This window comes from Devosia sp. 1566 (assembly GCF_004005995.1).
Classification (GTDB): Bacteria; Pseudomonadota; Alphaproteobacteria; order Rhizobiales; family Devosiaceae; genus Devosia.
This window is the reverse complement of the sequence record NZ_CP034767.1, coordinates 3,837,089-3,863,164: the sequence shown is the minus strand read 5'-3', so window position 1 is coordinate 3,863,164 and position 26,076 is coordinate 3,837,089. Positions and strand designations below refer to the sequence as shown.

Below are 26,076 nucleotides of genomic sequence, written 5' to 3'. Positions count from 1 at the left end.
GATCAACGAGGCGCCAGCCAGACATTGTAAAAGCTGGGGCGGGCGACTGCGTCAAAGCCAATGCCCCGGACATAGGGCGCTCCGGCAAAGACCTGCGGCTCTTCAAAGATCGGGATCACATAGGCCTGGTCGAGCAGATAGGCCTGGACATCGGCAGTCAGGTCCAGCCGCCTTTTCGTGTCCGGCTCGGCCGCAATGGCGAGCAGCAACTCGTTAAGCGCGGGATCTTCCCAAGTGGCATTGGGGTTGGTGCCGCCCTTTTGCAGCAGGGAGTCGCGGTTGGTGGGGTAAAAGTTGGACTTGATGACGTCCGGATCGGCACGACCCACCATAGCGGGACGGAGCGGGGTCTTAAGGGGATCAAGATTGTCCTGGGTCGCGCTGCCGGAGTCACCCGCCAGAACATTGAGCTTGGCACCCACGGTGGCCCATTGCTGGCTGAGGAGCTGAAGGGTCGCGCGGTTCTGCGGCTGGGGCAGCGACTCATAGGCGCTGAGTTCGAGCTTGACCCCGTCCTTTTCGCGAATGCCATCGGCACCCACAACCCAGCCGGCCTCATCGAGCAAAGCCTTGGCCTTTTCCGGGTCAAAGGCGAGTTTCTCGGAGAGGTCCACATAGCCCGCGGCAGTTGAGGCAATTACGGAGGTGGCCTGCGGGTAATGGGCGGAAAACAGGGTGGAAACGATCTCCCCGGCATTGGTGGCGGCGGTCAGCGCCTGACGCACCTTGATGTCGGCCACGATCGGGTTCTCGGGACGGAAAGTGACGTTGTTGTTGACGCCGCGCGTTGGGGCGGAGTGGATCAAATAGCCCTGGGCTTCCACCTGGGCTTCATCATAGGCCTGGATCTGGCGAATGAAATCAGCTTGCCCGGACAGCAGCGCGCCGATACGCACGCTATCCTCGGGGGTGACGATGAGCTGAATTGCATCGAGATAGGCGCGGCCGGTATGCCCGATATTGGGTGGGCCCCAGGCGTAATCCTCGCGCACCTTGAGGTTGAGGCTTTGGCCCAGCACCTCGCTTTCCACCACGAATGGACCCGAGCCGATGATCTTGGTGGCGTCACCGAGCTCATCATAGGGTTGTTCGAGAACGGAAGGGGCGACGATGCCCGAGCCGATCACCGATGTCGCCTGCAGGAAGCCTGGTGCGGGGGCCTTGAAGGTGAACTTGACGGTCAGCGGGTCGATGGCCTCGCTGCCCTGATAATTGTTGATGGCTTCCGCCACCGGATAGCCCAGGTCCTTGTTGCCGAGGCCGAAGGTGTCAAAGTTCTTGGCGACGGCGGCCGCATCAAGTGCCGTGCCGTCCGAGAAGGTCACGCCCGGGCGCAGCTTGAAGACATATTCGGTGGCGTCCGCGTTGATCTCCCAACTTTCGGCCAGCCAGGGTTCGATCTCGAGCGTTGCCGGGTTCTGCCAGGTCAGCTTGTCGGTGATCTGGTTGAGGATGCCGCTATTGGGATAAAAACCGCCGGCGGGCGGGTAGAGATTGGTGTGCGCCTGTTGTTCCAGATAGACCAGCGTTCCGCCCTGCACGGGCGCGTCTTGCGCGAGGGCAGCACCGGTCGAAACGCTGCCCAGCAACAGGGCCACAAGTCCCCACCCAAGGGGACGCTGCAACAGTGCTAAAGGTTGAAGAGACACGTTGGCTTCCTTCTCAACACGGGCTCCACAAGGATCCCCCATGTCTCTAGCCTGCGCCGATCGGGGCTTTGTCTCAACAATCCCTAGGAACTCAGTCGTCTATTTTGCGCTGGTGTTGAGCAACGGTTTTTCGTGCGGCCCGCGCCCCCTTAGAATTGCCGCGACGAGCAGGAAGTGGCGGCCCTGCTTAGGATTGGGATGGTGATGCTATGCTGGACACGGAACTTTGGATCGCGAGCGCGCAGCAAGAGGGAAGCTCGCTAGAGGCTGCGCTCGACCAGTTTGACCGCCTGCCATCGCCAAACCTGGCGGAGATCATCGGCAGGTGGAGGGGCGTTTCAATACCAACCGGCCATGTTCTCGATGGCATGCTGGAAGCCTTTCAGTGGTACGGCAAGGCGTTTATGGATGAAGAACGGGTGTTTCCGCTGCTGTTTGGCAACAGCTCGCCTGTCACGCTCAATCCGCGCTTTTTGCCGCTTAACAATGCTACAGCCCGCCTGCAACGGCTGGGCCCCGTCCGGTTGCTGTTCCGGCTGGGCTATCGCGCCTTGGCGACGGATAAACCCACTGCGCGCTTGCGGACGCTCACCTGCCGTGGTGTGCCTACCATGTCGATGATCTATGACCGGCAGCCCATTATTGACTCCTTCCGGAGGGTCACCCCTGACCTCCTGCTCGGCATGATGGATTGCCGGGGCTTTGAGCCGCTGTTTTTTGCGTTGCACCGGGACAAGGGCGGCAGGGTCGGGGCCCGGTAAAACCGGGGTTACCCCGTTGCCTCCTCGATAGGCCACACCCCATGTGCAACTCGCGCAGGGTCAGGCGGAACTTGCACTCGAGCGGTCGTAGGTTGCTTCGAGTTCCATCGAGCTTGCTAAGTGCCTGACGTAATAGGGCACGCGCTCCGCGGCCATCGGCCTTGCCAACAAATATCCCTGAGCAACATCACAGCTGTTGGTGCGCAGGATGTCCCAGTGCTCAGTCGTTTCCACGCCTTCGGCAACGACCTTGATGCCAAGCGCATGGGCCAAGCCGATGACTGCCTTGACGATGGCCGTTGCGTTGGGATCCACGCCGAGATTTTTGACAAAGGACTGGTCGATCTTGAGCCAGCTCACCGGGAACTTGTTCAGATGGGTCAGAGACGCGTATCCGGTGCCGAAATCGTCCAGAGAAATGCTCACGCCGCCTTCCTGCAAACGCTGCAGGGAACGAGCGACTGTCCCTGAGTCGTCCTCGAGGAACACCGTTTCGGTCACTTCGATTTCAAAGCAACTCGCCGGAAGTCCAGCTGTCTGGAGCGATTTCAGAATGGTGGTCGCCAGGTCCATCCGGAAGAATTGCTGGGCCGAAACATTGATGGCGACGCTGCCAAAATCAATGCCTTGATCCCGCCAAAGCTTCATATCGGCAACGACCCGGTGCAGCATGCGCTTGCCCAAGGCGACCGAAAGCAGCGGATCGTCGAAGGCTTCCTTGATCAGGCCCGGTGGCTGGACGCCGTGGCGGGGCGAACTCCAGCGCAGCAGGGCTTCAAACCCGCACAACTCGCCGGTACTCAGCGACACCTTGGGTTGATAAAAAGGGAAGACTGCGTCGCGCTCAAGCGCGTCTCGGGCGCATGACAGCGCCGACACACGCCGTTGGAGCCGGTGCCTGGCGGCTGGGTTGAAAAAAGCCAGGCGGTTGCCGCCGGAATTTTTCGCGTCATACAAAGCCATGTCGGCGTTCTTCATCAGCTCGGCCGGCTGCGGGTCGCTCTGGGGATACATTGCAATGCCGAAGCTGGCTTTGCATGACAGTTCGGCCCCCAGGTAGGAAACGGGCTCTGCCAGCACGTCCCGCATCCTCAAGGTCAACTCAGCCAGGGTAGTCTCGCTGACATCGGCGGTTTGCAGAACGGCAAATTCGTCCCCACCGATACGAGCCACGCATCCCGGAACAACGGCTTCAAGCCGTTTGGCGACGGTCGTGAGCAGAGCGTCGCCCGCGGCATGCCCAAGGGTGTCGTTGATGTCCTTGAAGTCGTCGAGATCAAGATAAACTACAGCCACGCTTCCGCCGTTGCGGACAGCAGCATCAAGGTCGCGGTCGAGGCGCTGCAGGAAATGCGCCCGGTTCGACAATCCAGTGAGGGCGTCGTGGTGGGCGAGATGGGCGATCCTGTCCCTCGCTGTCCTTACCTCGGTGATGTCCCGGAAGAATATCGACAGCCCGTCCCCATAGGGGCTGACATAGACCTCGAACCAGACATTGAGCCCTGGAACGAAGGTCTCGAATTCCGCCGGCTGCCTGATCTCGGCTACCGCTTGCAGGCGCTGGCGAAACTCGCTGTCAGGATCAAGCGTCAGCGCCTTCCACAGGGTTTGGCCGAGCCGCAAGTTTCCCGGTTTACCCGTGGCATTGAGCGCCCGCTGGTTGCGATAGGTCACACGCCAGTTCCCGTCGACAACGACCACACAGTTGCCGGTACTTTCAAGCAATGCTGCGAGACGCGCTTCGCTCTCCTTGAGTGCGCTGGCCGCCGCCTTGTAGGCCTGGACATCTTCGGCGGTACCATACCAACGCACCACGCGACCTTCCGAGTCGCGCCGAGCGGCAGCCCGGACGCGGATCCAGGTGTGGTTGCCATCGCGGCGGCGGACGCGATACTCGATGTCGAGCGGTTGCCCTGAGGTTACTGCGGACTGCCAGGATGCCACCGCTGCGTCCACGTCGTCCGGGTGAAGTGCCCTGGACCAGCCTTTCCCCAGCGTTTCTTCGCGGGTCATGCCAATGAGTCTGGGCCAGCGGGGGCCGATTTCCAGCAGGTTGCCGTCAACGTCGGCGGTCCAGGGGATTTGCGGGCTCAGTTCAATCGCATGGCGGTAATGGTCCTCGCTTTCGCGCAGGGCAGCCTCGGCGAGCACCCGGGCAGTGACGTCCTGGCAGATCCCCTTGACCTCGATGACCTCTCCGTTGGTGCCCAGGACAGGTTGGGTCCTGGACCACAAGTGCAGGAACTGACCGTCACCCAGAACAACCCGTGCCTGGGTGCTGTGCGGCTGCCGTTGGTCGATTGTTGCCCGCAGGTTCTCCCGGACGGCCTCCCGGTCATCGGGATGGATGCACTCTAAACTGCTTTGCAGCGTGACCTGGAACGTGGCGGGGTCACGTCCCAGCAGGTGAAAAACCTCCTCCGAGCAGGAGAACTTGCCGGTGTGAGGCTCCCAGGACCAAAAGCCCAGCTTGGCCATCCTTTGTGCTTCGGCAATTTCGGACAGCTCAGCGTTCAACTCAGTCGACATGGTCATCGCCTATAGGGGAGGTGCCGTTTCCAATCGGAGACTGCTGTCCCAGTAGGCTCCATGTACGAACAAAACGTACATATTATCGGTAATTTTGTTGATTGCCCGTGTCACCTTGTTGCTGTTTCACGTGAACAATTCAGGACCAACACTGCTGATACAGGTGCTGATGTCCGCAACAGGGAACCATGCCGGGAAGCCGCCGGACGGCTTGGGCCTATCAAGGAAGCAAGTATCCGGCAATCGAGTAGATTTGCTTGCCGGCGATTATGAGTGGTCAAACGGCACGGGCGTAATGAACCGGCTCCATCTGTGTGGAGGCCAGCATGTGCACGCGGTTTGTTTATCTGGGGGGAGACGATCAGGTCGTGACCGGACGCTCCATGGACTGGAAAACCGATATCGCCACCGATCTTTGGGCGTTCCCGCAGGCAATGCAGCGCTCGGGCCAGGCAGGGCCCAATTCGATCCAGTGGACCTCCCGCTATGGCAGCGTTGTCGCTTCGGCCCATGACAACTCGACTACGGACGGGATGAACGAGGCGGGCCTCGTTGCCAATCTGCTGTGGCTGGCCGAATCCACCTATCCCGATTATGACGGCACGCGGCCAGGCCTGACTATCGCCGCCTGGACGCAGTATGTGCTCGACAATTTTGCGTCGGTGCAGGAAGCGGTCGAGGCGCTGGCGCAAGAGCCCTTTGTCATCGTCACGGACAAAGTGCCGGGCGACGACAGGATGGCCACCCTGCACCTGGCCTTGTCGGATGCCAGTGGGGACAGCGCGATCATCGAATATGTCGGTGGCAAGCAGGTCATCCACCACAGCCGCGATTATCAGGTGATGACCAATTCACCGATCTTCGAAAAGCAGCTGGCGATGGAGGAATATTGGGAGCAGATCGGCGGCACCGTGTTTCTGCCCGGCACGAACCGGGCGTCGGACCGCTTCGCGCGCGCTTCCTTTTACGTGCAGGCCATTCCCAAGACCGACGACCCGGTGCAAACCATCGCGGCTGCCTTCAGCGTGATCCGCAATGTCTCGGTTCCTTTTGGCATCAGCACGCCCGATCAGCCCAATATTTCCTCGACGCGCTGGCGCACGGTTTCGGACCACAAGCGCAAGCGCTACTTCTTTGAATCGGCAATGACGCCCAATATCTTCTGGGTTGATATAGCCAAGCTCGATCTTTCAGCCAGTGGCAAGGTGATGAAGCTTGATCTGGGCCCCAACGAGATGAACATCTATTCGGACAGGGCCAACAATCAATTCCAGCCCGCCGAACCGTTTCAGTTCGCTGGCCTTCCCTAGCCCCTTGCGAGGGGGCTGGGTACAGGGCGCCTGATCAGTCTGCGGCCGGCGAGTCGATGACCCAGGTGACACCAAAGCGATCCATCGTCATGCCAAAGCCCGGTGACCATGGCTGCGGCTCGAAGGGCATGAGCGACGTTCCTCCCTCGGACAGCGCCATAAAGATGCGGCGGGCTTGCTCGACGGAATCGGCGGCAATGGTGACGCTGTAGCCGCTGCGGCCTGAAAAATCCTGCATGTCCTGGCCCATCAGAGCCTGATCGCCGATATCGATCCATGCATGCACGATCCGGTCAAGACGGTCCTCGGAGATGCCCGGCGCAAGTCCGGGCATGTCGCGGTGACTGATCATGGCCCGGATCTCGCCGCCAAGGATGCTCGCATAGGCGGTGAAGGCTTCTCGGCAATTCCCGTCGAAATCAATGTTGGCAACGACTTTCATGGCATGTTCCTCCTTTCGGTGACGGCCTTAGCAAAGCCATCTGAACACGGATGTGACTGTGCCGTCCGCGATGGTCTGCTCATGCAATCCATGACGAACGAGGCCGGCCAGTTACTACGGGCAAGGAACGGGATGCAGTTTCACCTGTTAGTGTGGGACCCCAAGGAGAATAATATGCAGTTGCCCCATGGCACGATTGTTGCCGTTGCTGACGGCGAAAAACTGAACCTGTTCCGGAACACAGGAGATGAAGGCCGCCTGCAGCTGGCCGCCGAGCCAAAGGCGTCCGTGGATGCAAGCGGCTCCGGTTCGGGTGGACATCAAAGCAGCTCGTCCAACCCAGACAATGGTCAGCAAGCAGAAGACGGATTTTCCGCTGGCGTTGTCGACGTGCTCAACGGCATGGCGCTGAGTGGCGCCGCCAAAAACATGGTTATTGTTGCCGCTCCCCGTTCCCTGGGCGAGTTCCGTAAGCGATACCACAAGTCCCTGTCAGCCATCCTGCTCGGCGAGCTCGACAAGGACCTGACCGGACACAGTCTGGCAGAAGTAGAAGCGGCTGTGGGCGCTCACTAGACCCCAGGACGCCTGGTTCAGCTTCGGCACCGACCCCCGGCAGGCGAGTCTGTCTCGATCTGCCGGGGGTTTCAGGCCTGGACCGCAACGGCCCCAAACACGCAGTCGGACTGGTTTGCTTGGACTAGCCAGCCCGGGATGGCCCTCAGTTCTTGTTTGCGCGCCAATCACGCAGGCGATCGACGCCGGCGAGGATGGTTTGCGGCGTTTTGGCAAAGCACAGGCGCAAGAGGCCGCTGGAGCGGCCGTCGCTGTGGAAGGCCGATAAGGGGATGGCGGCGACGCCGGCTTCTCGCACCAGCCGTTGCGCGAATGCGACATCGTCCCCAGCTGGATCATAGGCTGAAATGTCGATGTTGAGGAAATAGGTGCCCTGGGCATCCAGCACGGTGAACCCGGCTTGCCGGAGCGATCCGGCCATCAGGTCACGCCGCTGCTGCAGCTTGCTGCGCAGTCCCTCGAAATAATCAGCGTCCAGTCGCAGGCCGTAAGCGACGGCTGTTTGCAAAGCGGGCGGAGTGGTGAAGGTCAGGTATTGGTGGGCATTGGCAATGGGGCCGAGCAGGCGAGCATCGGCGGTGACATAGCCGACCTTCCAGCCGGTGACGGAAAACGACTTGCCGGCTGAGCCGATGCGCACACAACGCGCACGCGCCTCGGGCAGACTCATCAGGGGAATGTGCTGCCGGCCATCAAAGGTCAGGTGTTCGTAAACCTCGTCACAGATGGCAACCAGATCGTGCCGGTTGATCAGCTCGCTGATGAATTGAAGGTCATCGACCCCCATGAGGTGGCCGGTCGGGTTCATCGGCGTGTTGAGCACAATGGCGCGGGTTTTGGCGGTTACGGCCGCCTCAAGCGCCTCGCGCGGCAAGGTCCAGTGCGGCGCTTCGAGGGTGACCGGCACCACACTGGCGCCGGCGCGCTGCACCAGTGGGCGGTAGGAGTCGTAGGCGGGCTCGAGCAGGATGACTTCGTCGCCGGGGTTGAGCAATGCGAGAAAGGCGGCGGCCAGGGCCTCGGTGGCGCCTGAAGTGACGATCACCTCGGTCTGCCAATCGATCTCGAGCCCGAAGTGGCGCTGAGCGTTCTCGGCCACGGCCTTGCGAAGGGCCGGGAGCCCCCGCATGGGCGGGTATTGGTGCGGGCCGGCCAGCATAGCCTCGGCGGCGACCTCGACCACTTCGCGCGGCTCCAGGTCTTCGGGAAAGCCTTGCCCGATATTGATCGCGTCATGCTCGGCCGCGAGGCGCGACATGGTCTCGAAAATGGAGACGCCGAGTTGGGAAAAGACTTCGTTCATGAACGGGATCCGGATGCCGGGTGCGGCGGCTGTTGAGGGGGACGCCGAGCACCCCTGCCATGGACGCCGGCTTGGCCGCAAGGGGAGGGTGCCGTCGCCGAGCAAGCCCGGCGACGGCCCTTTGTTCGGCTTACCAGCTCGCCAGGACGGCGCCGTTGAAGGTGGTGTCGACGAACTGCTTGATCTCATCGGAGTGGTAGGCTTCAACCAGCGCCTTGACCCATTCGGCGTCCTTGTCCTCGGAGCGGACAGCGATGATGTTGACGTAAGGGCCCTCGGGGCCTTCGCGCAGGATGGCGCCGTTCACCGGATCAAGCCCGGCCTGTTCGGCATAATTGGTGTTGATGCCGGCCGCATCGACATCGGGCAGGGTGCGGGGCAATTGGGCGGCGTCGATCTCGAGGATCTGCAGGTTCTTGGGATTGTCGACGATGTCGGCGACGCTCGCGGCCGTGCCCACGCCGTCCTTGAGCTTGATTACCCCATTTTCCTGCAGCAGCAGCAGCACGCGGCCGCCATTGGTGGGATCATTGGGAATGGCGATCGAGCCGCCTTCGGGGAGATCCTCAATGGAGTCGATCTTTTCGGAATAGATGCCGATGGGGAAGTTCACGGTGGTGGCGACCGAAACGATGTCGTAGCCGCGGTCCTTGATCTGGTTGTCCAGATAGGGCTGGTGCTGGAACGAATTGGCATCCAGTTCACCCGAAGCGAGCGCTTCGTTGGGCACGACATAGTCGGAGAACTCGGTGATCTCGAGTTCGATGCCTTTAGGTGCCAGCACTTCCTGAACTGCTTCGAGGATCTGGGCGTGCGGCCCCGGCGTGACGCCGATCTTGTAGGTTTCGGCAAAGGCTGGCGCAGCTGAGAGCGTGACGGCAAGCGCCAGGGCAGGCAGGAAGGTCTTGGTCATAGAGGCATCCTTGTTGAAAGTCAGAAGCGGGCGCGCTTGTCGAGCCGGCGCGCGAGGAAGTCGCCAAGGCTTTGCACGCCCTGGACGAGAACGATCAGCACCAGCACCACGACGAGCATGACGTCGGGCATGAAGCGCTGGTAGCCAAAGCGAATGCCGAGATCCCCGAGGCCGCCACCCCCCACAGCCCCGACCATGGCCGAGTAGCCGATCAGGCTGACGACGGTGAGCGTGAGGGCCGAGACGATGGCCGGCAACGCCTCGGGCAACAGCACTTTTTGAACGATCTGGAGCGGCGTGGCGCCCATGGCGCGGGCCGCCTCGATCAAGCCCTGATCAACCCCGCGAATCGCCGCTTCGATGACGCGGGCAATGAAGGGCGCCGCAGCAATGGTCAGCGGCACGATGGCGGCGCTGGTGCCGATGGAGGTGCCGGCAATCAGCCGCGTCAGGGGAACGATGGCAACCACAAGAATGATGAACGGGGTGGAACGGGCAGCGTTGACCACAAGGCCGATCGCGTTGTTGATCGCGGGGGCGGCAAAGAGTTCGCCGCGCCGGCTGGTGGCGAGAAACACCCCGAGCGGCAGGCCGATCAGGGTGCCGATCAACCCGGCCACGCCCACCATATAGAGGGTTTGGCCAACCGATGAGACCAGCAGCTTGAGGATCTGGGGGGAAAAAACTTCAGGCCACATAGCCAAGCACCTCAACATCCAAACCCAGCTTTTGCGCCGCTTCGCTCAGCGCCGCAACCTGGGTGGGCACGGCGGGGACTCCCACGATCAGGGTGCCAAAGGGTTGCCCGGCGATGTGATCGACCTTGGCCTGGATAATCCCCAGATCCAGATCGAGTTGCCGGGTCAATACGGACAGAAAGGGCTGGGCCGCGTCGCCACCGGTAAAGGTCAGGCGCACCAGCGCCTGCGACGCGCCTGCGGGATCTGAGGCAAGCTTGCTAGCGAGATGGGCCGGCAGTTCGGTGCCCGTGAGGCTGGCGACAAAGTTGCGCGTTGTTGGGTGCCTTGGCCGGGTAAAGAGGTCAAAGGTCGACCTTTCCTCCACAATCCGGCCGCCATCGATCACCGCCACCCGATCGGCCACCGACTTGATGACGGACATTTCATGGGTGATCAGCAGCACGGTCAGGGACAGTTCGGCATTGACGCGGCGCAGCAGCGCCAGGATTTGTTCGGTGGTTTCCGGGTCAAGCGCCGAGGTCGCTTCGTCCGACAGCAGCACCTTGGGATTGGTCGCGAGGGCACGGGCAATGCCGACGCGCTGCTTTTGGCCGCCCGACAGTTCGGCGGGATAGCGCCGCGCCTTGTCGGCCAAACCCACAAGCTCGAGCAGGGGGGTGATCCGCGCCTTGATCTGGGATGAGGGGAGGCCAGCAATCTCGAGGGGCAGCGCAATATTGTCATAGGCGGTGCGGCGCGCCAGCAGGTTGAAATGCTGGAAGATCATGCCGATGGAGCGGCGCTGCTCGCGCAGGGCATGTTCGGGCAGGGCGGAAATCTCGACACCATCCACCACGACCCGGCCACTGCTTGGCCGTTCGAGCCCATTGACCAGCCGGATCAATGTCGATTTGCCGGCCCCCGAGCGCCCGATAACGCCCAAGATGGAGCCTTTGGGAACATCAAGCGTAATGGCTTCCAAGGCACTGACGGCGCCCCCGCCGGAGCGCGCCGGATAGGTCTTTTCGACGTCCCGCAGCGCGATAAGGGGCGGTGCGTTGTCAGTCGCCGTTGGAGCGGGAATGGGGTGTAGATGAAGGTTCACGGGGTATCCTGGTAATCAGGGCGTAGATTGGCGACTCGGCACCTCAGAGTCGAGCCAAGGCTTGCTTTGCATCGAGCCGGCAGGAAAACTTCGTTGGCACCACGCCCTAATTCTTAGTTCGGCATTCCTGCGGCTATGTCCAGCTCTGGTGCATATAGCGCTGGGCAGGCTTGTGCCAACCAGAGTTTGCCCCCGTACTTGCATAACCACGGTGCCGCAGGCGATCACGCCGGCGGAACGCGTCGGCCTAACTGGGTATCCAAGGCGGTTTGTGGAGCCTAATCGATGGCTAAAGCTGAGCCAGCCTGGATGGACTTCATGCCGGGTCTGCTGCTCGGCCGAACGGCGCAGAATGCGGTCCACCACCTTTGGGACAGCGTGGGAAGTTCGGAACCCCAACCTTGCCGTGTGGGTTTGGACAAGCACCGGCGATACCAGCAGTTAACAGCGCAGCATTTCGGTCGCCTGGCTGATCGCGTTCCTTGTTCCGCTCCTTGGGACAGCAACGGCTTAACCGACCAATCCGCTGGCGCAGCTTGAAGAAAGAGGGGTGCGAAGGTCACTTCGCACCGCCATTGCTTGTGCTGGGGAGTTGCACCCGACCTGAATTCGACCTTTCATGATGGAGAAGATTATGGCCAAAACGGCATTGGTGGTTGGCGCAAGCGGTATCGTGGGAAGCGCGACAACCGCTCTGCTGGTTTCGGAGGGTTGGACAGTCTACGGGCTGGCCCGGCGTCCCCTTGCACAGGCGGGGGTTACACCCGTTACTGCGGATCTGCAGGACGCCGGAGGGACGGCGGCAGCCTTGAAAGACCTCAAAGTGGATGCGGTTTTCATCACCACGTGGCTGCGCCAAGACAGCGAGGCGGAGAATATCCGCGTCAATTCAGCCATGGTGCGCAATCTGCTGGACGGATTGCGGTCAAGCAACAGTACCCGCCATGTGGCGCTCGTAACCGGGCTCAAGCACTATCTTGGCCCCTTTGAGTCGTATGGCAAAGGTGTGCTGCCACAAACCCCGTTCCGGGAAGATCAAGGCAGGCTCGACGTCGCTAATTTTTATTATGCACAGGAAGATGAAGTGTTTGCCGCCGCCGCGCGCGACGGCTTCACCTGGAGCGTTCATCGCCCGCATACCGTCATCGGCAAAGCTGTCGGTAATGCCATGAACATGGGAACGACCCTGGCTGTTTACGCCTCGCTCTGCCGCGAACTCGGACGTCCTTTCCGCTTCCCGGGATCAGCGGCGCAATGGAACGGACTGACGGACATGACGGATGCGCGCCAGCTCGCGCACCAGCTGCTGTGGGCCGCAACCACCCCGGCCGCCGCCAATCAGGCGTTCAACATTGTCAATGGTGACGTGTTCCGGTGGAGCTGGATGTGGGCTCGGATTGCTGAGTGGTTCGGCCTGGAGCCCGCGCCGTTCGACGGCACAGTGTTGACGCTGGAGCAGCAGATGCAAGGCGACGCCCCCATCTGGAAGCAGCTTGCCGAGCGCCACGGCTTGGTCGAGCCGGAGCTTTCGCGCCTGGCTTCACCCTGGCATACCGACGCTGATTTGGGGCGCCCGATCGAGGTCGTCACCGACATGGGCAAGAGCCGCAGTTTGGGCTTTACCCGCTATCAGCCAACCGATCAGGCCTTTTATGACCTGTTCACCCAGTTGCGCGCTGATCGCCTGATCCCATAGGTGGCACCGGACCAATTTGCTGTTTTGGGGTCAGCCAAGGAGCAGAAGCATGTCTCCCCACCTGCTCTCGACCCTGAACTGATGCATGAAGCGCTCCCCGAGCCGGGCATGCTTACCGCAGGGCAAGGATTGCGGCCTAGCGCGAGCTCCCGGCGACTGCCCGACATTTCGGTCGAGAGGCATCTTGCGCCGGCCGATCAGCGCAGGAAATGAGCGACCCGGAAGGGCCACAGTCCCTGGTGCTGAAAATGGATACTGGGGCTAATTCTACGGGGTACGCAAATGGGGTACGTGTTGGGGTACGCGACTGATTTTGCGGGCCTGCTACTCCCTGAAGTTGCAGGGCTTTCATGCGTCGCCGGAAAATGGTGGAGCTGAGCGGGCGCGCTCGACGCAAGGATTTTCCTAGTTGTTCTTTAACTAGATGCCCGTTTTCCGGACGCTGCCGGGTACCCTATTGGGGTACGTAGAGGGGTACGCGAGAGGCATTATCATGGCCCGCACCGCCGCAGGCGACAAGCGATTTCTGGAACTCCATCACGGCAAGTACCGCGTCGTCATGACGGTACCCAAGGTCCTGCGTAAGGCCATGGGAACGACCAAGCTCAAGCGCCAGCTCGGCACCGACAGCCTGGCTGTCGCAAACGAGACGAAGTGGGCGGTCGTCAAAGACCTCAAGGAGGAAATCCTCGCTTTCGAGCGCCAGACCTTCGGAGCGGGTCGTGCCGACCGGCAAGCCGTCCTGCAGCAGGCTTCGGAATTGGCGAAGACCCTGTCCGACTACGGTCCCGAAGAACGCGGCGGCCTCGCGCGCGCTATCGTCGAGGACACGGTCCAAGGCATCCTGGGCAAGCCTGTGGGCTATCGGGAGGTCTCGCCATGGATGGCTCGTACGGGCGAGGCCGGCGATGCCGGAACGCGCATTCCGGTCTACGATCCGAACCGTGAGCGCCTGGCGGACGATTTCGTCAACGTGGCCATGAACGGCGGCCTTCCCATCGCCAATGCCGACGCCGCCTACAAGGAGAAGCGCCTCAGGGTTTCCCCGCGCACCGAAGACGACCATGACCGGGCACTACGGATGCTGGGGGCCTTCTGCATTTGCCAGGGATTGGGCGACGACGCGACCAAGGTCGACGAGTACGTGGTAGCCGATTTCGTAGCGCACCTCGAGAACGAACATGGCATGGCGGCGCGTACGATCAAGAAGTACGTGTCCCGGCTCAAACTCTATTTCGACTACCTGAAATCCCTGCGGCAGATCACCGCCAATCCTTGGAAGGAGGCGGTGGTCTATATGCCGACCGCCAAGAACAGCGAGTTGGAGCGCCCGTTCACCGAGCAGGAGGTCGTCACGCTGCTGACGGGCAAATGCAAGCAGGCATTGCGCGACGTGATGATGATGGGTGCGCTCACCGGCGCGCGCCTCGATGCCGTTGTCGACCTCAAAGCGGGGGACGTCATCGACAACAAGGCGTTCCGCTTCAAACCCCAGAAGCGCGAGAAGGGCGAGCGGTTCGTACCCATCCATTCCGACCTGATGGAGATCGTCGGGCGCCGCCTACAGGGCAAGAAGCCCGAAGACGACCTGTTCCCGGAATACCCCCGCGATCCGGACAAGCCCAAGGTTGAGCGCAGCTTTCGGGCCAGCAAGCACTTCACCACGTACAGGCGCTCACTGGGCGTTGATGATATGGTTGCCGGCAAGCGTCGCTCCCGCGTCAACTTTCACTCGTTCCGTCGCTGGTTCATCACCAAGGCCGAGCGTAGCGGATCGCCCGAGCCACTGATCGCGGCGATCGTGGGCCATACCCGCAAGGGGATGACACTCGGCCACTATTCCGAAGGACCGGAGATGATCGCGGCACGGGAGGCGGTGGAGAGGATCAAGCTGCCGCCACTTGATGGTTCACCAGTCATCCAGCCGGAGGCGATCACGCCGCGGTCATGAACTTTACGAACTCCGAAAGAAGCTCGTCCGACGGACCGCTCGGGTCGCTGATCCGGAAAATGCTCGTTCCGTCCGAGATTCCGTAGGGAAGCAGCGACGCAGAAGCCGCCGAACCCGAAAACCAGCTATATGCCGGCCGCTAACGACCCCGTTTCTGCCGTTCGTAGTGGCGTGCGGCTATCCGGAAAGCTGCCATTGCCAGGTCTTCTCCGCTACCTTGGCCTGGAGAAAGGCGAGGCAAGCGATCAGCGGGCCTCCGCTTTCGTCCAGCAGCAGACCCGCCAATGCCGGCCCTATTGAGATTGGCGCGCAGCGGCTGGTACCAAGCCACCACGCGGGAATATCGGGCGGGCTCCGTCGCCTTCTTGATGAAGGCCCCGCCAGAACTGCGCTTCCTTGTCTCGTTCTGGCTGCGCGCGAGCGCATTAGCCTGCTGCAGCTACGACCAAACCGGTCGTGACAGCTGAGCGGCGAGAAACTCCAGCAAAGCGCTGACCTTAGCCGGTCGAGCGCGGGCCGAAGGGGTGACGAAATACAGCGCCCCCCGGGGCAATGTCCACCCGGGTACCAGGGCCACGAGGCGCCCTTCCGCCAAGTATGGATCGGCGATGAAGGCGGGCAGTTCCGCGATGCCTTGACCGTCAAGCACCATGGGGAGGAGCGCATCCACGTTTGTGACCCGCAGCTTGCCGGCCGGCGTGACCGACTCCTCCTCGCCTGCCTGGCTGCGGAAACGCCACACGTCCTGTCGAGGGCGATACGCATAGCCGAGGCAGTCCGCCGGCTCCAGGTCGGCCGGTCGCTCTGGCAGCCGACGCGTTTCGAGATAGGCGGGGGCGGCAACTACCGCCCCGCCGATATCGGCCAGATGCCGGGCGACCAATGAGGAATCGGGCAGGACGGCGATCCGCAATGCCGCGTCGAACCCTTCGCCAACGATGTCCACCACCGCGTCGCTTAAATGGAGATCGATCGAGACGTCGGGATACTGACGAAAGAATGCAGGCAGCAGCGGTGTCACCCAGCGCAAACCGAACGACATGGGGATCGCCAGCCGGACCAGACCGCGAGGCTGGCTCGACTGTTCGAGTACAAGGTTCTCGGCTGCCTCCGCGTCGGCGTAGATCGCGCTAGCCCGGGCCGCGAGGCTCGCTCCCATATCGGTCAGGGCTAGCTGGCGCGAGGTTCGGTTGAACAATCGGGTTCCCAGCCGGTCTTCCAGGCGGCCGACGGAACGGGAAACCGTGGCCACCGATAGTCCCAGGAGTCGCGCTGCGCGGGCGAAGGAACGCTCCTCTGCGACCTTAGCGAAGATCGCCAAGCCTTCGAGATCGGGCAGCTTCGACATCACCATTCCTGAAACGATGCTTTGCATTCGTTTCTATTTCGAATGCACGCGCACGTCCATATCTCATTGCCATCCAACCAAGGAGAACTGAAATGACTGGAAGACTTGAAGGGAAGGTCGCCCTGGTTACGGGCGGCACAAGGGGCATTGGGCTAGCGACAGCGAAGCGCTTCGCGGCGGAAGGCGCCTACGTGTTCGTCACCGGACGCCAGCAGCAGGCGCTGGACGATGCCGTGGCGGCGATCGGTACGAATGCCGGTGGCATCAACGCGGATTCCACAAAACTCGACGATCTCGATCGCCTCTTCCGGGTGATCTCGGACGAGAAGGGCCGGCTCGACGTGCTGTTCGCCAATGCTGGCGGCGGCGGAATGCAGCCGCTCGGCGCTATCACGGAGGCCGAATTTGACGCGACGTTCGAACGGAACGTGAAGGGCGTTCTGTTCACGGTTCAGAAGGCCCTTCCGCTATTGAGCGAGCGTGCTTCGGTGATCCTGACCGGTTCGAGCACCGGTAGCAAGGGGACTGCCGCCTTCAGTGTGTACAGCGCATCCAAGGCCGCCGTTCGCAACCTCTCCCGCAGTTGGATCCTGGATCTCAAGGATCGTGGCATTCGCATCAACACGATCAGCCCAGGCGCTACCCGCACCCCCGGGCTCGTCGACCTTGCTGGTCCCGATGCCGTGCAGCAGCAGGGCCTTCTCGATTACCTCGCCACGACCATTCCGATGGGTCGGGTCGGCGAAGCCGACGAAATCGCGGCTGCCGCCCTGTTCCTGGCGTCAGACGATTCCAGCTACGTAACCGGCGCTGAGCTCTTCGCCGACGGTGGCAGCGCCCAGATCTAGCATGGGTGTGACAATCTACCTGCCCTTAATGCCAACCTTGGATAAGACTATGAGAAACGATATTCCGAACGACGCTATTCGATCATCACGCAGGAATTTTCTCAGGCACGCGGCAGCGGCGCCGGCAGCTATTGCACTGGGAGCGGCGCTGGCATGGGAAGCGCGTGCTGAGATGGCGCTACCCCCCGCTACGGAGGCCGTAACACCATTTAAGGTCGATGTGCCGGAGTCTAGCATCTCTGATCTTAGGGCACGGCTCGCTCGGACACGGTTCCCCGACAAGGAGACGGTGGCAGATTGGTCCCAAGGTGTGCCATTAATTAAAGCACGCGAACTCGTCGAATACTGGGCCAGCGGTTATGACTGGCGAAGGTTCGAGCGGAAAATCAACGAGCTTCCCCAGTTTAGGACAAATATCGACGGCCTTGGCATTCATTTCCTGCACGTGCGTTCAAAGCACGCAAGCGCCCTTCCTATGGTCATGACGCATGGTTGGCCAGGGTCGTTCATCGAATTCCTCAAAGTCATTGATCCGCTGACCAATCCTACGGCTCATGGCGGCAGAGCAGAGGACGCCTTCCATCTCGTCATCCCCTCACAGCCTGGCTATGGCTTCTCGGATAAACCAAGCGAAACAGGCTGGAACATCCCGCGCACCGCAGGTGCTTGGGCAACTCTGATGCAACGGTTAGGGTATGACCGTTGGGTGGCGCAGGGTGGTGACTGGGGTGCCGCAGTAACGCATTTTCTTGCCAACCTGAGACCGCAAGGCTTGGTGGCCGCACATGTGAATTGGCAATTTGTCCATGATAACATGCCCCGGGCCAATCCTACGCCTGTCGAGAAAACCGCTCTGGACGCCATTGCAGCCTTCAAGGGTGATGGTTCGGGCTATTTCCACCTTGAAGGCACGAGGCCACAGACGGTCGCTTATGCCCTGGCTGACAGTCCGGTCGGCCAAGCGATGTGGATCTATGAAAAATTCCATGCCTGGACCGACAATCGAGGAAACCCGGAAGACGCGCTCACCCTCGACGAGATGCTGAATGACATTTCGTTATACTGGTTCACGAATACAGCGGCCTCCTCTGGACGCACGTATTGGGAGAATGCCCCCACGGGACCGGATTTCAATTTCGGCAGAATCGAGCTGCCAATGGCCGCAACCGTGTTCCCACGTGAAATCTGGCGCGCGCCAAGATCCTGGGCGGAGCAGATGTGGCCGAACCTGTTTTATTGGAATGAGGTAGAACATGGTGGCCACTTCGCGGCTTTCGAGCAGCCGGCCCTATTCACGGATGAACTTCGCAAGGCGTTCAGGATCATTCGTTGAGGATTGAAGTCCGACGAGGTCCCCCAGGACCTCGTCAGCATCGTCTTCTTCCTCGCCTCTCCCAAAGCGATTTCTTCACCGGCCACGCCATCGTCGCGGACGGCGGCAACGCCATGCTTGACCTGAACCAAGGACTACAGACAATGACAAGTCTATTCACGCCCTACGACTTCAACGGGCTGCACCTGCCCAACCGCATTGTCATGGCCCCCATGACTCGGACCCGAGCAATGGAAAACGGCGTCCCCAGTGAGTTGATGATCGACTATTATGTTCAGCGCGCCAGTGCCGGACTGAACATCACCGAATGCACGCAGGTCTCCGATCAAGCACATGGGATCATTCGGGCCCCTGGCATCCATCGCGATGACCAGATTGCCGGCTGGCGTAAAGTCACCGATGCGGTTCACGCTGCGGGAGGTCGGATCTACAACCAGATCTGGCATGCTGGCCGTGTCTCCCACCCGGAAATCCGCGGAGGCGAACTACCTGTCGGGCCTTCGCCGGTCGCCGCGTCTGGCAATTTCTTCCTGCCGCGCGGAAGGGTAGATTTCCCCCAGCCACGCGAACTGCACGCGGCTGAATTACCCGCCATCATCGAGGATTTCGCGCAGGCCACACGCAACGCTCGCGAGGCTGGCTTTGACGGTGTCGAGCTGCATGGGGCCAATGGCTACCTGCAGGACCAGTTTTTGCAGGACGGATCTAACCACCGGACCGACAGCTGGGGTGCGTCCATCGCTGGTCGTGCCCGGCTCCTACTGGAAACGGCCGAGGCTATGATAGCGGCCTGGTCGGCGGAACGAGTGGGCGTTCGGCTGTCTCCCTCTTCCGTGCTCTACGGCATGCACGACAGCAATAAGCGCGAGACTTTTAGCTATGCCGTGCGCGAACTCGATCGCCTGGGGGTTGGATATCTTCATCTCACCGAGCCAAACGAGGCCGCCTATGACACGGGGCCCGTTGAGATTGGGAATGTTGCTGAGACATTCCGTCCTGTGTTCCGGGGCACGCTGGTCGTCAATGGCGGCTTTGACCGAGCGAAGGGCGATGCAGTCCTGTCCGCCGGACATGCGGACCTTGTTGCGTTCGGAGTGCCTTTCCTCGCCAATCCCGACCTGGTGGAGCGCCTACGCGTTGGAGCGCCCTTCAATACTTCCGACCCGACGACTTTCTTCGGCGAGGGCGCCCGCGGTTACACCGACTATCCTCTTCTTGAGCTCGCCAACTAAACCGCCATTACCAACACCATTGCTACACTAGCGCAGTGCGGTAGTGGAGCGATCACAGGAAGTCATAAGCATTGACCGCCGTCGGACTGACAATCTCCCACGACTCGTATCATCAAGCGTGCATCTAAGCGTCGCCACAGTGTACTCGGGAAGGCTTCGACGACCCTTTGGTTATCAGCTTCAAAGCGCGGTGTTACCTAATACAAGCTGACGCCGAGCGTATCCGCGCATCACAGGCCGTTGCAAGCACCCAGCGCGCTCGATCTCTGGTGTCTCATTGTCCGCAAGTTAGCGTCCGGCGGCTGCTTTCCGGTGGCCTCTGGCCCAGAGCCAGCCGACCGCTTACCACCCCTTCCTGTATCTTGGGCCGCGATCCAACGCGGGCATTGGCCGGCGCGCCGGGCAGGGGTAGGCGTGCGGCCGAGACGGTCCGCATTTAGACCGGCTCCCCGGACCCAAAGGGATTGCGGTGGAACCTGGTTGCCAATGCGCCCAAGCACGCGCGGGAAGGTTACGCGCCCGAGCTTCGCTGGCTGTCCCAGCGCTCGCGGACATCCGCAAGGTAATCGAGCTTGCCGATCTTTAGCCCGTTGTGACGCAAGATCGCGTAGGCGGCTGTGACGTGGAAGAAGAAGTTTGGCAGCGCGAATTCCAGCAGGTAGTCCCGGCCATCGAACGTGACCCAACGGCGGCGCATGTTGATCTTGATCGAGCGGGCATGGCTGTCGGCGAAATCGCCCGGGGACAGGGAAAGCAGCAGCGCCTGCGTTTTTGCCACGCGATCCTGAAGGTCCTGCAACGTCGTCTCATCGTCTGGGATGCTCGGCACGTCCCGGCCGGCAAGCCGCATGGCGCATCCCTTGGCGGTGTCGCTCGCGCGTTGGATTTGGCTACGCAACGGGTCCATGTCCGGCGCAAGCCGGGCTTCGATGAGATCGTGCTCTGCAATGCGGCCGGATGCGACGAACTCGTTGGCATTCGTGAGCAGGCCGGAAAGGGTTCGGAAGCCGCCAAGGAACAGCGGCACGGAGGCCTCATACATGCCGAGCGGGCTATCGTTCATGATTTCCTCATCCTTGCGCTAGTGCCTCCCGCAGTTGGCCTTGCATCAAGGTGCTAGCCAATTTCAATATCAAGAGGTACGATAACGATCGGTATCGTATGTGGGCAGCGGTCGTCAACTGCAGATGATGGCCGTAGCTGAGCAAGAAGGGGACGGACCATGGGCCGGCACAAGCAGTACGACGTAAACGACGCGCTCGAAGCCGCGTTGGGTGTTTTCTGGCAAAAGGGCTACGAAGGCACCTCTTTTGAAGACCTGACTGCCGCAACCGGGGTGGCCCGCCCCGGTCTCTACGCGGCATTCGGAAACAAGCAAGCGCTGTTCCTTCAGGCGCTCGACCGCTACGAAGCTGAATATCTGTCTTTCATCACCGAGGCGCTATCAGAGCCGAGTTCCTTTAAGGTGGTGGAACGCATTCTGCGTGGTTCAGCCGAGCAGCAGACCCGGTATGAAGTGCATCCAGGCTGCCTCGGGGTTAATGGCGCTCTTGCCTGCTCGGACCAGAGCGAACCCGTACGGCAAGAACTGATCCGCCGGCGCTCGGCCAACGAGGCAGCTCTGTGTAAGCGACTGGAGCGAGCAAGGGCGGAAGGCGATTTGCCGGCATCGGCTGACTGTGCTGCGCTGGCACGCTTCGTGATGATTGTCACCCAAGGCATGGCCGTGCAGGCGAAGGCTGGGGTTGAAAGAAGTGCTCTCGATCTGGTTATCGACCACGTGCTGACAACTTGGCCGACCAAAGCCTGAGCAAGCCTGCCAATTTGAAGCTCTGGAACCGGGATTTTCAGCGAGTCACTTCGAGCACGCTCCGGAACGATGCAGCTCTCGAGGCCGTGGGTGGCGGGTGAAAGCCGATCCACGGCCTCGTCCATTTTATGCCTGCCGACGTAGGGGATTGGACTTCTGCTCCTGAAGATGCCTTGGCAACCGACCAAGAAGCGAACCACCGGCGAGAGAGATGCGCTCGACGGGCAAAGCATCTAACCGTCCGGGCAGTCGAGATGGTTTCTCATAAGAGGGAGCCTTCGATCAGCAATGTGGCGAAGACTGGCGTGGAACGGCCTTCATGCCTCGCAAGACCGCTCATGCACCGCATCGATGTTGTTGAACTTGGAGGCATAACGGACCGGGACACCGGACCCTCGTGATGGTCAATGATCGGCCAGACAAAGCAGCTGTCCTGCATCGGACCAGAATGGGGTTACGCCAGCCGTGACAAGGGACCCGGAGGTTTATCGGCTGTCGTACGCAAAACTGAAAGCTGTGCTTCGGGACTGCCGCGAGAAGAGAGCGGATGAGCGGCATTGACACGTAAATGCAGTTTCAGTACTGATCGATACCATACCGAACTGTATTCTTCTGATGGGCCGAAGTGGCCGCAGCTAACTCGCAAAAGCATGGGAACCACAATGAACCAGCCTGATGCACTGACCGCCCAACGCATCGAAGTAGCAACTGAGTACTTCCGGAGGGTGGACGCCGGCGATCCCGCAGTTCTCGACCTGATGAGCGACGACGTTCAGCTCTATTTTCCCAAGTTTGGCGTGGGCTACGGCAAGGCTGCTGTCGCGGAAAGTGCCGCGGGTCTCATGACCGAGATTGCGACTATCAAACATGACTTCGATCGCCTGAACTTCATCACCAGTGGCGATTACGTCGTTGTGGAAGGTTACGAGGGAGGCACAACGAAGGATGGGAAGGTTTGGCCGAACCCGGAGCGCTCAGAAGGCCGCTTCTGCAACGTGTTCGTGTTCGATGACCTGCTTATCAAGCGCGTCCATGTCTACGTAGACCCGGACTTCACCAGCAGTGACCGGGCGAGGTTCCATTGGGGCGACACCGTCCGCAGAACGAAAGAACCCGCCGCTCCCGCCAACAATTGACCCCGGCATTGCCGGCGCCCTTGCAGGCAGATGCTGGACCTTCCGGCGGCACTCAGCGTCTGTCCTAGAAAAGTGTACCAGCCGCTCAGGCTCTGGGGGCAATCGTACCTATTCCAGGCTGATCTACTGGAACGAAGTCGTCGAGGCAGACACTTCGCGGCGCCCGACCAACCCCCACCTTTGTCACCAAGCTTCTTACTGGCATTCCATCATTGCGCTGAGGCATATCATGCAAAGCATCATCTACTACCGCTATGGCGATCCGGCCGACGTGCTGCAACTAACGGAAAGGCCAGAATTACGTGAACCAGGAAATGGAGAAGTCCTGGTTCGAGCTACGCATCGTCCCGTTCGTCCGGGAGATCTAATTGGCGTTCGGGGGCTGTACCGGTCACGCGGCAACATAACGCCGGTTGGACCGGACGGCGCGCAGATTGGCTTTGAGGGGACCGGAACCATCGAGGCGATTGGTCCGGAGGTGAGCCCGTCCAGCGGCCTTGTGCCAGGTGCGCGAGTCGCCTTTTTTCCGGCGCGCGGCGCCTGGAGCGAGAAGGTCTTGGTTCCCGCCCGCTTTGTTACGCTGGTCCCAGACGACATCGCTGCGGAGACGGCCGCCCAGCTGCATGTTAATCCGCTGACTGCAGCCATGATCGTGCGCGCTGCCGAGGAAACTGGCCTTAAGCAAGGCGACGCAGTTGTTCTGACAGCCGCCAGATCTCAAGTCGCAAAGCTTACCGCCTCTCTTTTGCTGAACAAGGGCTACTTTCCTGTCGGCTTGGTCCGCTCCCACATCAGCATGGCAGCGGTCGAAGGCGACTTCGCTGGTATGCCAATGGCGAGCACCGAAAATCCAGAATGGCAGGAAGAGCTGCGCACAATCGCTGATCGCCGGCCCATCCGCATGGTACTTGATCCTGTCGGCGGAGACGTTTTGAGCACAGTCATTTCGGGCATGGATGGCGGCACGGTCATTTCCTATGGCGACCTTTCCGGGGAGCCGATCCGTGTGCCTGCGCTTGCCTTCTCCGCAGGGGGCATAACAATCACCGGCGTTTCCGTTGGACGATGGAGCAATTTGCCCGACGAAGTGCGCGCTTCCGACCTGGCCATCGCACTGGAATTGGCGCGGAGCGCCCCCGGCTTGTTCAGAGTCGCAGCTGAGTATGATCTCGCCCAGGTGGGCTTAGCTGTCAGCGAAGCTGAACGCTCGGGCAAGCTCGGCACGGTGCTGCTGACTTCCAAGCACAACGTTTCTGGGGGGCATTGATCCGATGACAAGCTCGAGCACGATGGGGCATCACCCATCAATTCGCCCCTGGCTTGCTGTTGCCTCTATCGCTATCGGCGCATTTGCTATGGTGACGACGGAGTTCCTGCCTATTGGCCTGTTGAGCGCCATCGCGGCGGACATGGGGGTTTCCGAGGGATCTGCCGGTTTGATGGTGACCGTTCCCGGCATCGCGGCGGCAATTGCCGCCCCGGTGTTAACAGTTGCCGCAGGATCAATCGATCGCCGGATCTTTGTTGTGGTGCTGACCGCGCTGATTGTTCTGAGCAACGTGGTGGCAGTCTTAGCGCCGTCTTTCGGTGTCATGCTGCTGGGCCGCGTGTTGTTGGGGCTATGTATTGGAGGGTTTTGGACCTTTTCAGCGGCGATCGGGAGGCGGCTTGTCACGGAGTCCGCCGGCGGACGTGCGACGGCAATTATCATTGCCTCCATCTCGGTCGCGACAGTGGCCGGTGTTCCCGCCGGCGCGCTGATTGGTGAATGGGCGGGGTGGCGCTCGGCGTTCCTGGCGACGGCGGTATTATCGGTTGCCGCCCTAATCGGCCAGGCCTTGCTCCTGCCCAAGCTTCCAGCAACCCGGGTGGTGAGGGTAGGTGACATCTTCGCCCTGTTTGCGGTGCGCCAGGCGCGCATCGGGTTGCTGGCGACGGCCTTGATCGTTACCGGACATTTTGCAGCCTACACCTACCTTGAGCCGTTCTTGAAGCAGGTTGTAGCCCTGAGCCCGTCAATGCTCAGCGGCGTCCTTGCGGCATATGGTGTGGCCGGACTGCTGGGCACTTTCGCAGCTGAAAAGGCGCTGGATCAGAGTTTGCGCGTGGGGTTTGCGGGCGTCATGCTGTTGCTGTCTGTCGCCCTGTTCCTGGCTATGCTTTTTGGCGGCCACAGTTTGGCCGCCATCGCATTTGTAACGCTGTGGGGTCTCGCATTTGGCGGTGTACCATTAGGCGTGCAACTTTGGCTCTATGCGGCCGCGCCAGAGCGTTTCGAGATTGGCTCGGCGATGATGGTTACTGTGTTCCAAGTTGCTCTGGCCCTAGGCGCATTCACTGGCGGCGTTCTTGTAGATGGCAACGGTATCAACAGCGCCTTTATTGCGGGGAGTTTGCTTGCGCTCGCGGCCGCCCTGACTTTCTTTGCCGGATCGCGCGGCGACAAGACCTCTGACCCCTCTGATGGCCGGTAATTGGAGGGTATTAACGGGCTGACTAGAGGATTTGATGGCGAACCAACGACTTCCTAACCGATTAGACTCTGCAATTGTTTGGCATCTTGCACCGGTGAGGCACCGAACAAGCGTTTGTATTCTCGGCTGAACTGGGAGGCGCTTTCATAGCCAATGGAGAAGGCCACACCGGCTGCGTCCACCGGTGCCTGCGACAGTCGCCGCCGCGCCTCGTGCAGCCGAATCTGCTTTTGGTACTGAATGGGGGACAGCGCCGTCACATCCTTGAAATGCTTGTGGAAGACGGACGGGCTCATTCCGGCAATGGCGGCCAGTCGCTCGACCCTGACCGGCTCAGCGTAGTGTTCGCGCAGCCAGGCCATGGCCTTGCGGATGCTGGATAGCCGGTTGTCGCTCCCGGCAATCTGGCGCAGCAGGACGCCACTCGGGCCCTGCAGCAGCCGGAACAGGATTTCCCGCTCGATCATGGGGGCCAGCACTGCGGCCTCGTCGGGTCGCTCGAGCACACTCACCAGCCGCAGCCAGGCATCGAGCAGCTTGCTGTCTGCCGTACTGGTGTAGAACCCGGACGAGACCGGGGGCTCGATCCCTTTCGGCAAGTTCAGCAGCACGCCGGCGATCACCTGGGGCTCAAGCAGCAGGGTGAGAGCCAGATAAGGCTCATCCTTGGTCGCTGCTGAAATCCGGCCAAGCGCTGCTACCTCGGCCGCGGCGATGAAGTAATCGCCTTCGCCATAAGCCAAGACTTTTTCGCCGATGACGGCGCGTTTGGCACCCTGCAGCACGAGACAAACAGCCGGCTCGTAAATCACCGGCTGCAGCGCCGTCGGATGATCCAGCCGCATGATCTCGAGCCGCGTGAACGACGTCACCGTCTTTGGCTGCAAGGCATATGGCCGGATCAGGCGCTTCAAGTCTGTGGTGGTGCTCATCTCGCGATACTAGTCCCGGCAAGCGGCCCTCCGCAACGCATCAGGAGG

22 protein-coding genes are annotated in these 26,076 nt (G+C 61.1%); 12 read left to right on the top strand and 10 right to left on the bottom strand.

Going from position 1 to position 26,076, the window contains the following annotated elements:
- Window positions 1–2: 2 nt before the first annotated feature.
- A complete protein-coding gene (locus ELX51_RS18345) occupies window positions 3–1,598 on the bottom strand; it encodes a TIGR04028 family ABC transporter substrate-binding protein (protein WP_248305185.1) in 1,596 nt (531 codons plus the stop codon).
- 260 nt (window positions 1,599–1,858) lie between these two features.
- On the opposite strand from ELX51_RS18345, the gene ELX51_RS18340 reads away from it, so the two are divergent.
- Window positions 1,859–2,410: a GXWXG domain-containing protein gene (locus tag ELX51_RS18340; RefSeq protein ID WP_127754842.1), complete on the top strand. Its 552-nt coding sequence runs from the start codon at window positions 1,859–1,861 to the stop codon at window positions 2,408–2,410.
- A 60-nt stretch (window positions 2,411–2,470) separates the two neighbouring features.
- On the opposite strand, the gene ELX51_RS18335 is transcribed toward ELX51_RS18340, so the two are convergent.
- Window positions 2,471–4,939, bottom strand: coding sequence for an EAL domain-containing protein (locus ELX51_RS18335; protein WP_164854918.1), 2,469 nt, complete (start codon window positions 4,937–4,939; stop codon window positions 2,471–2,473).
- 326 nt (window positions 4,940–5,265) lie between these two features.
- Here ELX51_RS18335 and ELX51_RS18330 point away from each other — a divergent pair, with 326 nt between their 5' ends.
- A complete protein-coding gene (locus tag ELX51_RS18330; protein ID WP_127754840.1) occupies window positions 5,266–6,249 on the top strand; it encodes a linear amide C-N hydrolase in 984 nt (327 codons plus the stop codon).
- Between the two features lie 34 nt (window positions 6,250–6,283).
- Here the strand turns inward: ELX51_RS18330 and ELX51_RS18325 are convergent, their stop codons facing one another.
- A complete protein-coding gene (locus tag ELX51_RS18325; RefSeq protein ID WP_127754839.1) occupies window positions 6,284–6,691 on the bottom strand; it encodes a VOC family protein in 408 nt (135 codons plus the stop codon).
- 174 nt (window positions 6,692–6,865) lie between these two features.
- Between ELX51_RS18325 and ELX51_RS18320 the strand changes: the two genes are divergently transcribed.
- Window positions 6,866–7,267 carry a host attachment protein gene (locus ELX51_RS18320; protein ID WP_127755379.1) on the top strand — a complete coding sequence of 134 codons (402 nt, stop codon included), beginning with the start codon at window positions 6,866–6,868 and terminating at the stop codon, window positions 7,265–7,267.
- A gap of 145 nt (window positions 7,268–7,412) precedes the next feature.
- Here ELX51_RS18320 and ELX51_RS18315 read toward each other — a convergent pair whose 3' ends face one another.
- The 4 genes from ELX51_RS18315 to ELX51_RS18300 all read right to left on the bottom strand — a co-directional run bounded on the left by ELX51_RS18315 (window position 7,413) and on the right by ELX51_RS18300 (window position 11,208).
- Window positions 7,413–8,570: an aminotransferase gene (locus ELX51_RS18315; RefSeq protein WP_127754838.1), complete on the bottom strand. Its 1,158-nt coding sequence runs from the start codon at window positions 8,568–8,570 to the stop codon at window positions 7,413–7,415.
- 130 nt (window positions 8,571–8,700) lie between these two features.
- Window positions 8,701–9,483 (bottom strand): MetQ/NlpA family ABC transporter substrate-binding protein, encoded by a 783-nt coding sequence (locus ELX51_RS18310; RefSeq protein WP_127754837.1) that lies wholly within the window; start codon window positions 9,481–9,483, stop codon window positions 8,701–8,703.
- A 20-nt stretch (window positions 9,484–9,503) separates the two neighbouring features.
- Complete coding sequence (locus ELX51_RS18305) at window positions 9,504–10,181, bottom strand: methionine ABC transporter permease (RefSeq protein WP_127754836.1); 678 nt, start codon at window positions 10,179–10,181, stop codon at window positions 9,504–9,506.
- Complete coding sequence (locus tag ELX51_RS18300; RefSeq protein WP_248305370.1) at window positions 10,171–11,208, bottom strand: methionine ABC transporter ATP-binding protein; 1,038 nt, start codon at window positions 11,206–11,208, stop codon at window positions 10,171–10,173. Before ELX51_RS18300 ends, ELX51_RS18305 begins: the two co-directional genes overlap by 11 nt.
- 694 nt (window positions 11,209–11,902) lie before the next feature.
- Here ELX51_RS18300 and ELX51_RS18295 point away from each other — a divergent pair.
- A complete protein-coding gene (locus tag ELX51_RS18295) occupies window positions 11,903–12,964 on the top strand; it encodes an SDR family oxidoreductase (protein ID WP_127754835.1) in 1,062 nt (353 codons plus the stop codon).
- A gap of 493 nt (window positions 12,965–13,457) precedes the next feature.
- Complete coding sequence (locus tag ELX51_RS18290) at window positions 13,458–14,915, top strand: tyrosine-type recombinase/integrase (protein ID WP_164854917.1); 1,458 nt, start codon at window positions 13,458–13,460, stop codon at window positions 14,913–14,915.
- Between the two features lie 439 nt (window positions 14,916–15,354).
- On the opposite strand, the gene ELX51_RS18285 is transcribed toward ELX51_RS18290, so the two are convergent.
- Window positions 15,355–16,263, bottom strand: a complete 909-nt coding sequence (locus tag ELX51_RS18285; protein WP_127755377.1) for a LysR family transcriptional regulator — start codon at window positions 16,261–16,263, stop codon at window positions 15,355–15,357.
- A gap of 92 nt (window positions 16,264–16,355) precedes the next feature.
- On the opposite strand from ELX51_RS18285, the gene ELX51_RS18280 reads away from it, so the two are divergent.
- From ELX51_RS18280 to ELX51_RS18270, 3 genes are read left to right on the top strand one after another with little or no spacing between them, the layout of a single operon-like run.
- Entirely contained in the window at window positions 16,356–17,111 is a 756-nt protein-coding gene (locus ELX51_RS18280; protein ID WP_127754833.1) for an SDR family oxidoreductase, read from the top strand.
- 49 nt (window positions 17,112–17,160) lie between these two features.
- On the top strand, window positions 17,161–18,444 hold the full coding sequence (locus tag ELX51_RS18275) for an epoxide hydrolase (protein ID WP_248305184.1): 1,284 nt from the start codon (window positions 17,161–17,163) through the stop codon (window positions 18,442–18,444).
- Complete coding sequence (locus ELX51_RS18270; protein ID WP_248305183.1) at window positions 18,441–19,676, top strand: alkene reductase; 1,236 nt, start codon at window positions 18,441–18,443, stop codon at window positions 19,674–19,676. The genes ELX51_RS18275 and ELX51_RS18270 overlap by 4 nt, the downstream gene beginning before the upstream one ends.
- A 511-nt stretch (window positions 19,677–20,187) precedes the next feature.
- On the opposite strand, the gene ELX51_RS18265 is transcribed toward ELX51_RS18270, so the two are convergent.
- Window positions 20,188–20,739, bottom strand: a complete 552-nt coding sequence (locus ELX51_RS18265; protein ID WP_206524666.1) for a DUF1993 domain-containing protein — start codon at window positions 20,737–20,739, stop codon at window positions 20,188–20,190.
- 159 nt (window positions 20,740–20,898) lie between these two features.
- On the opposite strand from ELX51_RS18265, the gene ELX51_RS18260 reads away from it, so the two are divergent.
- The 4 genes from ELX51_RS18260 to ELX51_RS18245 all read left to right on the top strand — a co-directional run bounded on the left by ELX51_RS18260 (window position 20,899) and on the right by ELX51_RS18245 (window position 25,096).
- The gene (locus ELX51_RS18260) at window positions 20,899–21,486 is read left to right on the top strand and encodes a TetR/AcrR family transcriptional regulator (RefSeq protein ID WP_127754832.1); all 588 of its coding nucleotides are present in this window, start codon (window positions 20,899–20,901) and stop codon (window positions 21,484–21,486) included.
- A gap of 662 nt (window positions 21,487–22,148) precedes the next feature.
- Window positions 22,149–22,622 carry a nuclear transport factor 2 family protein gene (locus ELX51_RS18255; RefSeq protein ID WP_127754831.1) on the top strand — a complete coding sequence of 158 codons (474 nt, stop codon included), beginning with the start codon at window positions 22,149–22,151 and terminating at the stop codon, window positions 22,620–22,622.
- 229 nt (window positions 22,623–22,851) lie between these two features.
- On the top strand, window positions 22,852–23,889 hold the full coding sequence (locus tag ELX51_RS18250; protein WP_127754830.1) for a zinc-binding dehydrogenase: 1,038 nt from the start codon (window positions 22,852–22,854) through the stop codon (window positions 23,887–23,889).
- A 4-nt stretch (window positions 23,890–23,893) separates the two neighbouring features.
- The gene (locus tag ELX51_RS18245) at window positions 23,894–25,096 is read left to right on the top strand and encodes an MFS transporter (protein WP_206524665.1); all 1,203 of its coding nucleotides are present in this window, start codon (window positions 23,894–23,896) and stop codon (window positions 25,094–25,096) included.
- 53 nt (window positions 25,097–25,149) lie between these two features.
- Here ELX51_RS18245 and ELX51_RS18240 read toward each other — a convergent pair whose 3' ends face one another.
- Window positions 25,150–26,028 (bottom strand): AraC family transcriptional regulator, encoded by an 879-nt coding sequence (locus tag ELX51_RS18240; RefSeq protein ID WP_127754829.1) that lies wholly within the window; start codon window positions 26,026–26,028, stop codon window positions 25,150–25,152.
- Window positions 26,029–26,076 lie beyond the last annotated feature (48 nt).